Raw genomic sequence first — 13,711 nt, 5'->3', positions numbered from 1 at the left:
CGGGGTTATGCAAATAATGGCGACAAACATTAAGGAGTTAATTAATAGTTTGAGGCTGACAGTAGATTTATTAATTGAAAAACAACTTATCCCAGCCGGAAGGTTTGAGTATATGTTTAAAGGGGATAATGAGTTTCTCTGTATACCAGAAGATGGGTTGACGTTGGTTTTTGAAGATAAATCAAGGTTATTAATATCAGTTAGCATGACTTTAATTGCATCTGGGCCAAAGATGAAGATTTATCGAGGTGATAAATAAGATTCCAAAATAGCGCTACATCTTATACTACTCATAATTCTATATATAACAATGGGTTGAAGAAGGCCATGTGTAGCAAAATTATGAAATGTTATTTATACCACCACCATTTTTTCCTGCAATGGATAAAGCGAAGGTTAGAGCTATATTAGGGGAACCGTCAGAGGCAAAGGAAGCTGTGAAATTACCAATTATTGGAATGGTTGGAGGATGGGATACTTATATTAACCAAATTAAAGAGTTATACCCAAATACACGAATAATCTTTGCGTATTCGGCAGATCAAAGGGTAAGTAATCTGACTTTCAAAAGAATCTGAAATAAGAGTAACCTCTTGTGATTTGTGCTGGAAAAAGTGGGCAGTGATATTGAATCGTTGCCGATGCCGGAAGAGAAGGATTTCCGCGATTATATTCTGATCTTCCCGATCTCGAATATGCCGCCGGTGTATGTGTATTTGAGTAAACCGCCGGTGAAATTGTTCGAAGTGGATTTGTATAGAAACTTTGCCGGGCGACCGAGGAATGGAACACATGCGGATCATATGCCGTTGGGAGCGGCTGTTGAGGCTTATTTTAAAAAATTAAATCCGAGGCTTACTGAAGGTCAGTTAGCAGATATGGCAAAAGATGTTGCGGCTATTATCATCCCAGCAGAAATTCATCAGAAGTTCAGTGCAACTTATTGGGGGACGAAATAACCCGTCTCAAATAGAACAGGATGCAAAGGATCTAAGAATCGCTGTAGATCGTGATTTTAATACAATAAAGCCGGCGTTGAAGAACTATGGTGCAACAGAGGAGCAGCTTGAAAAAGCCAGATCGAAGATGCATAAACTCAATTAAGAACGGGGATTGTATAAATAATGACTATCAACGTTGAAGCCCTAATTAATAATTTAGGGAAAACCTATCAGGAAATTTTTGATGAGGGATTAATTCCTTACAAAACTAAACCAAAAGGATATTTGGGGAGTGACCATATATCATTAGATATGATCAAAGAAGGTGTATATCTAGCATTTAGAAGAGATAATAAGGCTTTATTTGTTGTAACAATTATCTTGCTTGATAGTGATAAATTATCATATCAATTCCGTAATGAATTACCACCGCCATTAGTTCCTATGATGTCTCGTCAATGGATTCATGAACATTTTGGTGAACCTGAGAGATCACACCCTCCAGAGATGATTATGAAGCACCAGTTTGGTTGGAAAGAATTATATACACTGCTTGATTTTCGTATTCCTACAAGTATGCAGATATCTTATGATTTGCTTGATCGTGTAGAATATATGACATTTTTACCCACATCAGAAGTGGGTTGGTAATTAATAATAGATGGGAGGTTTTTTTAAAAGTTAATTTATTTTCATATCCTAGAGTCAGTAACTTATTTAGGCCAATCCATAATAAATAAAATTTGAAGAACTATATTTTATCCCCACAGTTTATTGCTTATTTCTACTGTGTCAATAATCTGAGGTGATATTGTATATTTCTTCTTCATATCCATATGCAATCCTTTATAATCTATGGCTTAAAGAAACATTTTACTCTCTGGATGCACAAATCTTTCTGGTACATAGAGATCATAATCATTTGTTCGGCAATAATTGTGGGTAAATGTAATGAATAATACTATTTTATATGAAAAAATTCTTAGAGTGATTACTAATTAGATAAATTAATGAATTTGATTTTTCAGTCATGAGTAATTAAGTGACATATGTTAAAAATTTTCTATTATAAACTGAGGATGGAGAGAGCGACTCTTATAACGATGACTTGTAATAAGATGAAAGAAAAGGTGTTATCTCTGGGCCAGAATAATGCGAGTAAAATAGTATTTAATTGAAATAATGTGCGATCAATTAAAGAATGTTTCTTAAATAGAGTCTGCGAGATATTGTAATTCGATAATATATATTTAAGAATTATCAGCATAATCAAATATATGAACTTTTTAACCCAAATACCGGGTTTGAGTTTTTTGGCTGTTGGAATAACTAAACTTAAATAAAGTTAAGGTTAGGTAAATTCTGCTTAATTTATTTTTTGAAGAATAATGAAATAAAAAATTACTTAAAATGGTATAATTTAGAGATATAAAGTTGCATTTGAAGTTCCACTCAGATATTTTTAACAACCCAGTGCCTTACTTCACTTCTGAATATTCTGTAACAATGGCCTATAGGTTTTATAAAAATAAATCAGAATGCGTTAGTATTTTGGTATTAATTATTTCAATAGATTCAGTAAATATTATTGCGGAAAGTTTAATAAAGAAATAAAAGAATAAATTTCATGTGATAAATATAAATGGTTTGGATATATTTTCAGTTGAAAATTGTCGGGCTATTTATTCTCGCCAATTATATAAAAATAGTTAACCTTCTAAGTCATAAGAATATTTCATTATTCTTGCCTCGGACTAGACTGTGATTGGCGTAAGTTTCGGGGGAATTATTTTTACAATAATTCAATATATTGATTATAAAATAGTATTATTTAATCTGAGGAAAGTATATGAGTCCTAAGAATGATTTTAAAGCTTTTTCTATTAGTAATAATGCTAATGTAGCGAGTCAAGAGAGATATGAAGAAAGCCCACCTTTAAAAACGGGTTTTCCACCAGAGAATATTACTACTCATTTGCTCAATAAGGTATTACGTCAGTCGTCAACGATATCATCTGTACTGGCTAATTTTATTGCTACACAGTGTGGAGATGATGTTCTGGATGATGGGGACATAGCTAAACTCATCACACAATTAAGCAAAGCTTTAGAACAAAAAATCACAGCAACAGTTTCAAATGCTTCATTAACCCAAAAAGGAATAGTTCAACTCACAGATAAAACAGGCGATAGTCATTCACTGGCAGCAACTCAGAAATTTGTTTCTGATGTCAATAATAATGCTAACAGCAGATTAGTAAAAAACCAAAATGGTGCAGACATTCCTGATAAAAATGCGTTTGTGAAAAATCTCGGTTTGTTGGAGACGGTAAATCAGGCCGCTAATGCTGTACCGAATAGTAGAAAAATTAACGGGAAGGTGTTGACCGGGGATGTCATTCTGAATGCCGGGGATGTGGGAGCATTTAGGCTCGGATTAACAGGAAAATACTCTGTTAATAATCAAGTCCCTTGGAATGCAGATACAGGATTATATGATTTGTTGAACCCTGGAGTAGATTCTGCGCATGTTGCTCATTTCAATAATGGCGTTGGGAGTTGTCCAGCTTTTCAGTTGAAAGTGCGGTACAGAAATGGAGGGATTGCTTATCGTTCAGCCCGTGATAATTATGGCTTTGAGGAGGATTGGGTTGATGTTTATACAACAAAAAATAAACCGACTGCGGCGGATATTGGGGCATATGCAAAATCCGAAGGATCTGAATTTATCCAGGCAAAATATGTTACTCAAGCAAATATAAGTGATTTTACCGCATGGATAAGATCATTGCCGCAGGGCGGCCATGCATTCAGATTTAGTGGAAATCATGGTGGCGTTGGATATCCATGGTCAGGCGGCTATGTAACAAGAATGCATGACGTATGGGCTGGATTTATCGCACAGTATGAGCATGCCGGTATTAGCTTTATCCACGGACATGATGGGGGCGGTGATACAAAAGTTAGCCGGCTTTGGACAGATAAAAATGCGCGTCCCGATGCTAATGGCAATCTCAGAGTATCCAGCCCAATTGTAGATATTCATCCTGACGGAACTTACGAGTTAACTAGCGAAGCTGAAGGCGTTACTGTTAAGCACATAGATACAGGGAAATATCGTATCAGCGGCTGCAACGGTTTTGCTAAAGATGGTGCGCGGGGAATCCATAGTGGTATTATTGTCCCAGCAGACAACAACGGGTTAAATCTTATTTGGGTTTATGAATCGGTAGACACATCCAACGGTGATATAACAATTGAATGTTACCACCGTCAAAATACAGATGCTCCGAAATTTGCTCAAAATAAGCGTGTCAAAAGCGTAACTGCAACAGGGGAAATCGTTTATTACAACGATGGTGACCTATGCGATATTCCAGATGGAAGAGTAATAAATGTTCGCGTGCAATTGCCTGAAAAACCATAATAATAATGTAATCAGGGCTATGTAGCCCTGTATTACTGCAATTCATTATGAATAATGGTAATTGATGTCAAAGTGCTAATTAATAGCTTACTTATCATAGGGAGATTAATGCTAAAGTATACAAAAAAATATACATCTGGGCACTAAATAGTTAACTATTACGATCAATTTAATAAGCGCTCAGTAAGGCGCTAAAAAACAGTATGGTTTATACACAATAAATGATATTTATTGACATAGAATCACTTTGAAAATTTATATTTATCTCCTTAGCTAATTAGATTAATTAAATAAATCAGAGGAGGAAATATATAATAATAAAATCGATTGCTTATAATAAAAATTGACCTATAGGTTGAAAATATCTTGGTGGAGTATATATGTCATAGCCATTTTCTTTGCAAAATATCCTTAATTCAATCGATGATCGAACTGATAGTTTATGATAGATACTTTCAAAATATTTTTCCACGGTATGGTATGAGATTTTCATTTCATCAGCAATACATTTATTACTGATTCCTCGACAGAATAAAAATATTATTATCCATTCTTTCTGTGTCAATATATTGTTAGGTGGTCTAAGTCTAACGGATATAGACATATTATTCATAATGTAATGAGATACTGTGAAATGATCTATTTCTTTGGCGTGAGAAATGATTCCAATACATTGATTATCTGCACCCATTAATGGATATTTATTACAAAAATAGGATTTAAGTTGTTGACCATTGCCTTGAGGGTAAGTGCCAATAGATGATATTCGCTGCATATATGCTAAGACTTTTCGGTCATATTCTTCAAAAAAGTTAGCAAAATGATTGAATGGTGTAGGTAATTCTTTGTCAGTATATCCAATAATATTAAAGTCTTCAGGTAACTTATTGGCTTTAATAGAGGCAGTATTTGCATAAATAAAGCGGAGTTCTTTATCTTTTACGAACCATGATTCTGTGCTTCTATCCCATGTATTTGTTAACTGAGTGGTAATAAAAGGAACTTTTTTACATCCAAATTTTTTCATGTATAACCTTTAAAAAATTATTGAATATAACTATAATATTTGCAAATAAAAATATATTCCAGCAAGACTGGTTATTTTGTCCCATTAATTATGGATAAGGACAACATATGAAACCGAGAATAAATACTTAATTTAAGATAATAAAAATCTTTCCGGTATATAGTAATTAAAATTATTGGCCCGACAATATTCTTCCAGTTGTTGACTGGAGTTAATACCTATCTTGCTATATACCCGCTTAACTTGAAGATGCAGTATTCATAACCTGGAAGTTGTCATTAATACGGCACGACAGGTTCCCGGCCAGTTCCGGTAATATTTCCGTAAAAAAGCGATGTATTGCCTGCTTGAACAAGGTCGTCGAGGCGAAATAATGGTTATTCCTGACTTGTTCATTCATCACCTTCCACAGCCTTTCTATCGGGTTCAGATTCGGGCTGTACGGTGGCAGGTAATGAAGCTCAATATTCATCACATAAGCCCAGTCTTTCACCAGCCTGCTTCGGTGGTAACCAGCTCCGTCAAGGATAATATGAACCTTCTGACTGACCGGATAGGTTTCACGCAGAGCAATGAAAAACTCTGCGATGTGATAACTGTCGATACGGTCATACTCGCGTACTACCGTTTTACTAATATCAGCCAGATTAAGGGCCCCCATCAGGTTCAGACGGGTACGGCTTCCCGTGGTTTTCACCGCGGTTTTCTGGCCTTTTCGCATCCAGCCATAAGCCAGTTTCGTCCCCTGCGTGGGATGGACGCCATCAATGAACAGGATGGGCTCATGGTCTCCGGCTTCCTGCTTGAGTTTCCCGTAGGTTTCTATAAAGGCCCGCTGCTGTTCCGCGTTGAACTTGTGTGGCACGCCGGTCGGCTTTTTATAACTGAATCCCTTGTGGTGCAGCCATTTATTCATGCCGGGAACGGTGTAACGGATATCCCACGCTTCTTTGACAAGGCGGATAACCGCCTGTGTGGTGGGCAGAAGATTTGCGGTCAGATAGGCGATAAGTTCCTGAGTCTGTGTTTCGCTGAGATGGCTCTGAGAGCCGCCATTTTCGGGCTTGATTTTACGGTGATTAAGGTAATCGCTGATATGACGATGAACGGTCGTTTCATGAAGACGCAGGGCCTGAGCGATCATGACAGAACTCCAGCCCTCAGAGGCCAGGAGGACCGCTTTGATGCGATCACACTCTCTCTTATCACGGCAGGTGTGATGGAGATGTTCAAGTTCGGCTTTTTGTTCATCGGTAATGAATATTTTCATGACAGATACCATGAACCTCATTTGGGCGAAAATCAAGCAGTTTCAATGATTACGGGTATATATCCGAGCTATATAAGATTCAACAGTACGATAGGCAATATTCAATATCCGCCCGATCTGTCTTCTGGTATTTTTCTGTAGAAAGAGGAAAATGATATCCCATTCACGTTGAGTAAAAAGATCAATCGGTGGTTGGAGCATAATAGAGGCGGGTAGTTTATCATGATATTGATACAGATGAGTTAATGAATAATTTGGGGCTTTCCAGCCATGATATATGACTCCTATACAGTTTCCATCTTCATGATAAAAATGGAATTTTTCGAAAAAATAAGATGACAGAACTTGTTCTCTGCCAAATATATGTGTTTCAACTGAACATATTCTTTGTTGTTTTTCCATCACTTTCTTATCATGCTTAATAAATTCTTCTGCAAATTTAGCACTATCCCAAGGAAGTTCGTTCTCATAAAACCCCTCAAATTCAAATGAATTTGAAAAATTCTGAAGAGATTTTAATGCCAGATTGCCGTAAATAAAGCATGAATTTTTATCTTTGACTCCCCAAGGATCATTACTTGCTGCCAGTGTGTTGATAATTTGAGGTGATATGGTGGTGCGATGATTCATATTATAATTCCTTTTTCTACAGCTTTCGGACGTTAATCGTGGTATGTTTGAGTTGTGTAGTCAGTTTAATACTTTATTACCAGTAAAGACAAATTTTTTGAGAACATAATGATTATGGCTATTTTATTACGAGGATTGTTTAATTATATATGCCATTGTAGATTAAATTTTTATTAAATTAGTTGCGGAGTTAAGCTATTTATTTAATAAATAAACGTTAGCGGACAATGGTCGATACGGGTTATTTGGGGCGTAAATCCGACATCAGTAGAACGTTTCTAATACTGTTTGGAAGTACACCTAAAACCGCTGAAAATTTTGACAGCCTAATTCGTCTTTTTGTGCTTGCTGTTTTATTTTTGTTCAATTATAGAGTATAAAGATTGCATTAGGTACACAAAATATGTACAAAAAATAAGTGCAACTAACCAGAGAAGGAATTGAATTATGATCACTGTCACTTACAGCAGAGCTCGGGAAAACCTTGGAGTAGTCCTCGATCAAGCTATTGCTGGCGAACCAGTAGAAATAACCCGACGTAACAATGAATCTGCTATTGTGATCAGCAAAGCCAGTTTTGAAGAGTATTGTAAGGCAATGTTAAATGCGGAGTTTTCACAGCTTATCGGCCAATTTGATGTAACTAACAAACAACTGACCGATAAATGATTAAGCACGTTACCTTGGCTGAAGTCATCGCTCTGCATGATTATCTTTTGCTGCACTATGCAGGTGTTGCGGGTATGGTCGAAATTGGCTACGGCCAACAGCGCGGACTTTAAAGCTTTGGTAAAACAGAATTGGAAACTTCGTGAGAAATGTACAGAAGAATTGCAGCAGGTAAAACAACAGAGCACTGCCATGAAGAAGGGCAAAAAGTGACTCTTGATGGCACGTTATTAAGGATTACCTATTCTGGCCCACCAAATTACGAAAACGTGGAAAACGGGGATATCCCTGAGACTTATTGGGTGTTGCAACCGGATAAGACAATAGGATGCGCTAAGGGTGCACCAGAATGGGGGGAGCGTAATTTTATGCAGCTGGTAGTCCAGTCCAAATTTTATAACGAGTATCGAAGCCTTGTCGGGCACCGTGTAAGCGTAACTGGAACCATTATGTATGCGCGTTCCGGACATCACCATACTCCAATCATGCTCGAAACCCAGCGGATTGAAGCTGTTAAATAATCTGGAGGTGGTAACGCAGGAAGTTCTGTTGAACAATATTAAATAAAGCCTCTTTGGGGCTTATTTTTTTACTCATTGAAGTTGATGATAGATATTTATTAAATTGCAGGAAAGGGTGAAGGAAAAATAGTTTCTAGAGATTAAATATAGATTTTTGGATGTCTTTTTGATTCTAACATGTTGAATTTATTATTACTGTGATTATGTAAAAAACAACTAACCTTATAAATAATGGGAATATATTATTATCCTTTTTCTGAACTAGACTTTAATTAGCATGAATTGCGAGAAATTGTCTATATAATAATTCAATATGTTAATTATAAAATAATATTATTTAATTCGAGGAGGATATATGAATCCTAAGAATGATTTTAAGGCTTTTTCTATTAATGATAACGCGAATGTAGTGAGTCAGGGCAAATATGAAGAAAGTGAGAGTTTGCTGACTGGGTTTCCACCAAATAATGTTTCTACTCATATGTTAAATAAAGTATTACGTCAAGCATCAACAATATCATCTGTCGTAGCTGATTTTATTGCGACACGATCTGGTAATGATGTTCTGGATGATGGAAACATAGTCAAACTCACTGCTCAATTAAATAAAGCGTTAGAGCAAAAAATTACAACAGACATTCCCAGTGCCTCATTAACGCAAAAAGGTGTTGTTCAACTTACAAATGAGATTGGCAATAGCGACACATTGGCGGTTACACAAAAGCTTGTTCAGGAAGTAATAAATTCATTACGTGAATATACCCGCGAAGAGATAGATAACCCAGGGCAACCGCATGAATGATTAAATATCACTCACATTAGCAAAACCCGCCTGTAATACTCGCTCCAAAAATTGGGTTTTCATCCATATTCGTCTACGCTTCGCTTTAATGCTTAATTGACTCGTTTCTTTTTTCAGCATGTTTAACGAAATACGTCGTAATATCGCGATGTTTTCCGCCGCATTTTCACGGTAAATTTGACAATCATCTTCCTTAAACGTCACATCAAGCACCCAGTGAAGATTATTCTCTATTTGCCAATGGCTGCGTACTGCCTGAGAAAATTGTTCTTCTGTCAGTCTGGCTGAACTGATGTAGTAACGGTACTCCAGACTGGGCAATTTGCCGTTTTCTTGCCTGTATCCGATTGTGACACCCAGTGTTTTTAATCCCGTCCATTCCGGAAAATCGGTTTTGAATGTATCGGCATTCAGCACATGGCTTTCTCTGATTTCCAGACGACCATGACCCTGTTCTATCAACGCTTTTTCGGTTGTTAAGGGCAAAACGCGCTGGGCTTCCAGGGCTTTTTGAATGGCACGATGGAGACGTTTTTGGTTGTCTTTCACACTTAATAAATAATCCGCGCCGGCATCAATAATCTCCTGAGCGATCTGCGTTTGGCATCCCATCGCATCAATGGAAATCAGCGCGCCTTTCAGTTCCAACAACTTAATGAGTTCCGGGATTGCGGTAATTTCATTAGATTTTTTCTGGGTTTTAACCTGGCCGATGACCATTTTATTGGCTGTCGCATAAGCACTCACAAGGTGGAGAGCCGAACCGCGTTCTCCCGGGGCATAGGCACCCCGTAAGACTTTACCATCAATCGCCACTAATTCTCCCTGAGTAACCTGATGAACCGAACGCATCCAGTTGATAAAACACAGATTAAATTGTTCCGGATTAATCCGTGAGAGAAGCCGGGCAATCGTATCATCAACAGGGATCCCCGCCTTGAACATATTATGTTCAAGAAACCATTCATGGTGGCCTTCAATATACTCTTGGATCTCACTCCAACCATCTGCGCCGCCCAGAACAGCGCACAATGAGGCAAATAAAATATCGAATAAAGGGTAGGCGACTTTAGCGCTTTGACGGGGATCTTGAATGTCTGAGAAATGTTCAGTAAAAATATCAAAGCACATGGTTTTTGCTCTCAAAAAGAGAGTATGAGATCATAACTATTACCGTCGGTCAAATCTGATTTTTTTAACAAAATATTCACGATCTTGCCCTGTAGATAACCGGATTAAAACAGCCAATGAAATTCCTATTGGTTCTCCTATTCCGTGGCCGTTACCCCACCCTCCTATTGGTTATTTCACTTGTAATGGTTCAGCTTTTAATAAATTACAGTACCCGAAATTAGCTGAAGCTTATCCTGATGGTAGATTACCTGATTTAAGAGGAGAGTTTATTCGGGGCTGGGATGATGGGCGTGGTGTTGATCCAAAACGTTCATTATTGGAATGGCAGGAAGGGTCTTATTTATTACAGGAAGTTGGTTTAGGTGATTTTGTTCTTGCCTTATCACTTAATGATCAAATGGTATTACAGTGGGATTCACCCAGAAATAAAGATCTTTCAGTAAGAGTTAGGGTCGCTTCATCCATGGGGGCCTCGCATGTTAAGTCAGATTACGTAGGGGTATCAAGACCCCGTAACATCGCATTTAACTACATAGTGAGAGCAGCGTAATGATACCCATATGTGTAGGCTTCTCTTGTCCGATTGAGATACCACCAGGCGGATGGATTAACAGCCTGGAGGAAATACCGGGTATTACTGAGTAGGGTTGATACTTTATAGGCTCCCGATGTTAAGTGGTCGGAGGTGATGAAGTAAGAAAAAAGTGCCTGATTGTCGGTTAGAAAGCGCTTTTCTTCTTCGGCTTTAGTGAGAAGGGGCGCATTTGATGGGGCAGATCGGCTTTTTGCTGGCGCAATTCAAGTGATTTTTTTATGGTGTTTTTGCGGTTAGTGATTTTTTACAGATAAGGACTAGGATTGTATGGTTTTTCCTCGGAATTCTACAGGCAACTTATAAAGTTATAACCCAAGCCAAGGACGGCTCACTGTAAGACTATGATGTCTGATGTTTTTTACAACTTGGTTTCATCATGATAAACATTGTGCTCAAAATGCTTATTTATAATGGGCTTACATCTTCTTCTTCGTTTTGCGTTCCTCACTTTTCGTCTAATTTCGAGCTTACTTTTCTGAGAAATGGATTTGCTTAGTTAATACTAAACGTATTACACTTATTTATATACAGACTGTATAGATCGAATTATTCAGATGTGCAAGGGGGGAGTATGCCAAAGAGATTGGTAAATCCTGAAAAGGTTAATGAGGTTTTCGTTCATCTGAACGAAGGCAGAGATAATCGCGCCCTCTACACTACATTGATGAATGGCAGTGATATTACTTCCCAAATAAACGGGTTATTACTAGCGCCTGGTTATCGCATGGTTCGCGTTGATGGTCGCCTTGAAGATTGGATTAGTTAGTCTCACTTTGAACTGGCGCTGCTTAACGATGTGTCTCAAGAAGTCGTCTATTATAACAGAGTCATTATACAGCCTGATGTAGTATTAAATTGTCGTCCTGTAACACAAATTCTTGTTTGGCGTATTCTGAAGCGTGAACATCGAGCGGTTTTACGTGATTTAGCGGGTAAGGTGTTCTTTGATTATTTGCTCGAATCTTATAATGTGATTGTGTCAGACATGAACCAGATTCATGACGGCATTTCTTTTTGGCAGGCCCGTATGTATGACGCGTTGGCATATAATATGCATGTTTATGCTTACGATATGATCACATGTGAGTTACACAAAATTTTGTCTGATGAAGAAATTGCTAGCAAAGAGTCTTGGTTATGGGGTGATCCTGAGCACCATCAAAATAGACTGGCAATTATTTCGAAAAGCGAATTACCCATCAAATAAACCTGCCTAGTGCGGGTTTTTCATATCCAGCCGGCTGTTAATACATATCGGGGAAAGGAAATTACTGGGTTATGAGAAGCTCGGACTCGACCCAAAACGGGTATATCACATATTGCGTGACCCATACGAATTGGAGAAAGCAGCAAGTACATTCAGCAAGAAACAGCTAGTTATCCGACATATCCCCGTCAACGCATCCGATCCCAAGAAAGGAATGGGAAAATTCCACCTAGGTTGTCATTCTCAATCCAACTGGTAATAAAAAGCACATCATGATTCGTTCAGGTATGCTTTTTTTATGTGAAAAATATTTTTCTGATGATACTTCGAGAGAGAAGAGATTGCCTGAAATGGATGGTGTGTATTTATACAGTGGTGCCACTTCTCAATTTTCATGGCATCGCAGAAAACAAAAAAGCCACCTTGCGGTGGCTTTTTCTTTTCCCTAACTCACTGTTTTACAGTAAGTTTTTATATGGTGCCCAGGGCGGGACTTGAACCCGCACAGCCTTACAGCCGAGGGATTTTAAATCCCTTGTGTCTACCGATTTCACCACCTGGGCTGAATTTGGAGGCGCGTCCCGGAGTCGAACCGAGGTTGACGGATTTGCAATCCGCTGCATGGCCACTCTGCCAACGCGCCTTACTTATCAGCTATCAAGTTACTAAACATTTATCCTAACTAGTAACTTGGAGCGGGAAACGAGACTCGAACTCGCGACCCCAACCTTGGCAAGGTTGTGCTCTACCAACTGAGCTATTCCCGCACCGCTTCGAACTGGCTGATTTACTTATTTGTTTTCGTAAATCTCATGTGCCGTTCGATGCGTTGCATTCTACTTACTTCACGTATTGAGTCAATACAATTATTGTTAGGATGTGTTTGTTCGATGATTTTTACGTCACTTCGATCAAGCTTCACGCAAATCAGACCACGCCGCGTTGACATATTGAAACATTGACCAAAATGTCATCACTGTAGCAACATAAAGTAATATGAATCCACCCAGTTCGAATTCAAAATTAGGGCGCCATAATAAGGCAATTAATGCCGCCATCTGTGCTGTTGTTTTTACCTTACCCATCCAGGAAACGGCAACGTTACTGCGCTTTCCTAATTCAGCCATCCATTCCCTGAGAGAAGAGATGATAATTTCACGTGCTATCATGGTTGCAGCGGGGAGTGTTATCCACCATGTATGATAATGCTCGGAAACCAATACTAATGCGGCAGCAACCATGATTTTGTCAGCGACAGGATCAAGAAATGCGCCAAAGCGAGTTGTCTGCTTCCAAAGACGGGCAAGAAAACCGTCAAACCAGTCTGTCGCCGCAGCGACAACAAAAATTATGGCACAGACCATCGGCCCCCATTTGAATGGCAAATAAAATGCCAGAACAAAAAATGGGATCAGGGCGATACGGAATAGGGTGAGCCATGTTGGTATATTTAATTGCATAGTGCTTCTTAACTATCTGGCTATAGTG

13 protein-coding genes, 3 tRNA genes and 5 pseudogenes are annotated in these 13,711 nt (G+C 38.3%); 11 read left to right on the top strand and 10 right to left on the bottom strand.

Features of this window, described 5'->3' with window-relative positions; all coding sequences use genetic code 11:
- Positions 1-7 precede the first annotated feature (7 nt).
- The 3 genes from VY86_RS20895 (at position 8) to VY86_RS20880 (ending at position 1,592) form a co-directional block, all read left to right on the top strand.
- Positions 8-259 carry a hypothetical protein gene (locus tag VY86_RS20895; protein WP_193386959.1) on the top strand — a complete coding sequence of 84 codons (252 nt, stop codon included), beginning with the start codon at positions 8-10 and terminating at the stop codon, positions 257-259.
- A gap of 355 nt (positions 260-614) precedes the next feature.
- Positions 615-959 (top strand): S-type pyocin domain-containing protein, encoded by a 345-nt coding sequence (locus VY86_RS20885; protein ID WP_238591518.1) that lies wholly within the window; start codon positions 615-617, stop codon positions 957-959.
- Between the two features lie 165 nt (positions 960-1,124).
- Positions 1,125-1,592 (top strand): DUF6392 family protein, encoded by a 468-nt coding sequence (locus VY86_RS20880; RefSeq protein ID WP_046976406.1) that lies wholly within the window; start codon positions 1,125-1,127, stop codon positions 1,590-1,592.
- A gap of 209 nt (positions 1,593-1,801) precedes the next feature.
- Here the strand turns inward: VY86_RS20880 and VY86_RS26095 are convergent.
- Positions 1,802-1,876 (bottom strand): annotated as a pseudogene (locus VY86_RS26095) (helix-turn-helix transcriptional regulator); the annotation flags it as partial.
- Positions 1,877-2,790: 914 nt separating this feature from the next.
- Here VY86_RS26095 and VY86_RS20875 point away from each other — a divergent pair.
- Positions 2,791-4,368 (top strand): phage tail protein, encoded by a 1,578-nt coding sequence (locus VY86_RS20875; protein WP_046976405.1) that lies wholly within the window; start codon positions 2,791-2,793, stop codon positions 4,366-4,368.
- A 331-nt stretch (positions 4,369-4,699) separates the two neighbouring features.
- Here the strand turns inward: VY86_RS20875 and VY86_RS20870 are convergent, their stop codons facing one another.
- The 4 genes and pseudogenes from VY86_RS20870 to VY86_RS20860 form a co-directional block, all read right to left on the bottom strand.
- Positions 4,700-5,395 (bottom strand): helix-turn-helix transcriptional regulator, encoded by a 696-nt coding sequence (locus VY86_RS20870; RefSeq protein ID WP_046976404.1) that lies wholly within the window; start codon positions 5,393-5,395, stop codon positions 4,700-4,702.
- Positions 5,396-5,527: 132 nt separating this feature from the next.
- Positions 5,528-5,632, bottom strand: a pseudogene (locus VY86_RS26090) (helix-turn-helix transcriptional regulator); the annotation flags it as partial.
- Position 5,633: 1 nt separating this feature from the next.
- The gene (locus tag VY86_RS20865; RefSeq protein WP_046976665.1) at positions 5,634-6,665 is read right to left on the bottom strand and encodes an IS630 family transposase; all 1,032 of its coding nucleotides are present in this window, start codon (positions 6,663-6,665) and stop codon (positions 5,634-5,636) included.
- 42 nt (positions 6,666-6,707) lie between these two features.
- Positions 6,708-7,295 (bottom strand): LuxR C-terminal-related transcriptional regulator, encoded by a 588-nt coding sequence (locus tag VY86_RS20860; RefSeq protein WP_082111279.1) that lies wholly within the window; start codon positions 7,293-7,295, stop codon positions 6,708-6,710.
- 447 nt (positions 7,296-7,742) lie between these two features.
- Here VY86_RS20860 and VY86_RS20855 point away from each other — a divergent pair, with 447 nt between their 5' ends.
- The 3 genes and pseudogenes from VY86_RS20855 to VY86_RS20845 all read left to right on the top strand — a co-directional run.
- Positions 7,743-7,964, top strand: coding sequence for a type II toxin-antitoxin system Phd/YefM family antitoxin (locus VY86_RS20855; RefSeq protein WP_046976403.1), 222 nt, complete (start codon positions 7,743-7,745; stop codon positions 7,962-7,964).
- 149 nt (positions 7,965-8,113) lie between these two features.
- Entirely contained in the window at positions 8,114-8,485 is a 372-nt protein-coding gene (locus VY86_RS20850) for a DUF4431 domain-containing protein (RefSeq protein WP_046976402.1), read from the top strand.
- A gap of 355 nt (positions 8,486-8,840) precedes the next feature.
- Positions 8,841-9,266: pseudogene (locus VY86_RS20845) on the top strand (tail fiber protein); the annotation flags it as partial.
- A gap of 21 nt (positions 9,267-9,287) precedes the next feature.
- On the opposite strand, the gene VY86_RS20840 reads toward VY86_RS20845, so the two are convergent.
- Positions 9,288-10,418: an ISAs1-like element ISPlu17 family transposase gene (locus VY86_RS20840; RefSeq protein ID WP_046973755.1), complete on the bottom strand. Its 1,131-nt coding sequence runs from the start codon at positions 10,416-10,418 to the stop codon at positions 9,288-9,290.
- 91 nt (positions 10,419-10,509) lie between these two features.
- Here VY86_RS20840 and VY86_RS24300 point away from each other — a divergent pair.
- From VY86_RS24300 to VY86_RS26620, 4 genes and pseudogenes are all read left to right on the top strand, one after another.
- Positions 10,510-10,971, top strand: a pseudogene (locus VY86_RS24300) (phage tail protein); the annotation flags it as partial.
- Between the two features lie 33 nt (positions 10,972-11,004).
- Complete coding sequence (locus VY86_RS26625) at positions 11,005-11,082, top strand: tail fiber assembly protein (protein ID WP_158020044.1); 78 nt, start codon at positions 11,005-11,007, stop codon at positions 11,080-11,082.
- Between the two features lie 505 nt (positions 11,083-11,587).
- Positions 11,588-12,223: pseudogene (locus tag VY86_RS20835) on the top strand (hypothetical protein).
- Positions 12,224-12,335: 112 nt separating this feature from the next.
- Entirely contained in the window at positions 12,336-12,482 is a 147-nt protein-coding gene (locus VY86_RS26620) for a hypothetical protein (RefSeq protein ID WP_158020001.1), read from the top strand.
- 217 nt (positions 12,483-12,699) lie between these two features.
- Here the strand turns inward: VY86_RS26620 and VY86_RS20830 are convergent.
- The 4 genes from VY86_RS20830 to pgsA all read right to left on the bottom strand — a co-directional run bounded on the left by VY86_RS20830 (position 12,700) and on the right by pgsA (position 13,683).
- Positions 12,700-12,786, bottom strand: a tRNA-Leu gene (locus tag VY86_RS20830).
- Positions 12,787-12,792: 6 nt separating this feature from the next.
- Positions 12,793-12,866: transfer RNA gene (locus VY86_RS20825), tRNA-Cys, on the bottom strand.
- Positions 12,867-12,914: 48 nt separating this feature from the next.
- Positions 12,915-12,990: transfer RNA gene (locus VY86_RS20820), tRNA-Gly, on the bottom strand.
- A 144-nt stretch (positions 12,991-13,134) separates the two neighbouring features.
- Positions 13,135-13,683, bottom strand: a complete 549-nt coding sequence (gene pgsA / locus VY86_RS20815) for a CDP-diacylglycerol--glycerol-3-phosphate 3-phosphatidyltransferase (RefSeq protein ID WP_046976401.1) — start codon at positions 13,681-13,683, stop codon at positions 13,135-13,137.
- Positions 13,684-13,711: the final 28 nt, after the last annotated feature.

This window comes from Photorhabdus thracensis (assembly GCF_001010285.1).
GTDB lineage: Bacteria > Pseudomonadota > Gammaproteobacteria > Enterobacterales > Enterobacteriaceae > Photorhabdus > Photorhabdus temperata.
Note: the sequence above shows the minus strand (reverse complement) of the source record. Positions and strands in the feature narration are given on the sequence as shown.

Coding starts and splice junctions, on each gene's coding strand:
- VY86_RS20860 (WP_082111279.1), bottom strand. CDS start 7,295: ATGAATCATCGCACCACCATATCACCTCAAATTATCAACACACTGGCA.
- VY86_RS20855 (WP_046976403.1), top strand. CDS start 7,743: ATGATCACTGTCACTTACAGCAGAGCTCGGGAAAACCTTGGAGTAGTC.
- VY86_RS20870 (WP_046976404.1), bottom strand. CDS start 5,395: ATGAAAAAATTTGGATGTAAAAAAGTTCCTTTTATTACCACTCAGTTA.
- VY86_RS20895 (WP_193386959.1), top strand. CDS start 8: ATGCAAATAATGGCGACAAACATTAAGGAGTTAATTAATAGTTTGAGG.
- VY86_RS20840 (WP_046973755.1), bottom strand. CDS start 10,418: ATGTGCTTTGATATTTTTACTGAACATTTCTCAGACATTCAAGATCCC.
- VY86_RS20850 (WP_046976402.1), top strand. CDS start 8,114: ATGTACAGAAGAATTGCAGCAGGTAAAACAACAGAGCACTGCCATGAA.
- VY86_RS20875 (WP_046976405.1), top strand. CDS start 2,791: ATGAGTCCTAAGAATGATTTTAAAGCTTTTTCTATTAGTAATAATGCT.
- VY86_RS20865 (WP_046976665.1), bottom strand. CDS start 6,665: ATGAAAATATTCATTACCGATGAACAAAAAGCCGAACTTGAACATCTC.
- pgsA (WP_046976401.1), bottom strand. CDS start 13,683: ATGCAATTAAATATACCAACATGGCTCACCCTATTCCGTATCGCCCTG.
- VY86_RS20880 (WP_046976406.1), top strand. CDS start 1,125: ATGACTATCAACGTTGAAGCCCTAATTAATAATTTAGGGAAAACCTAT.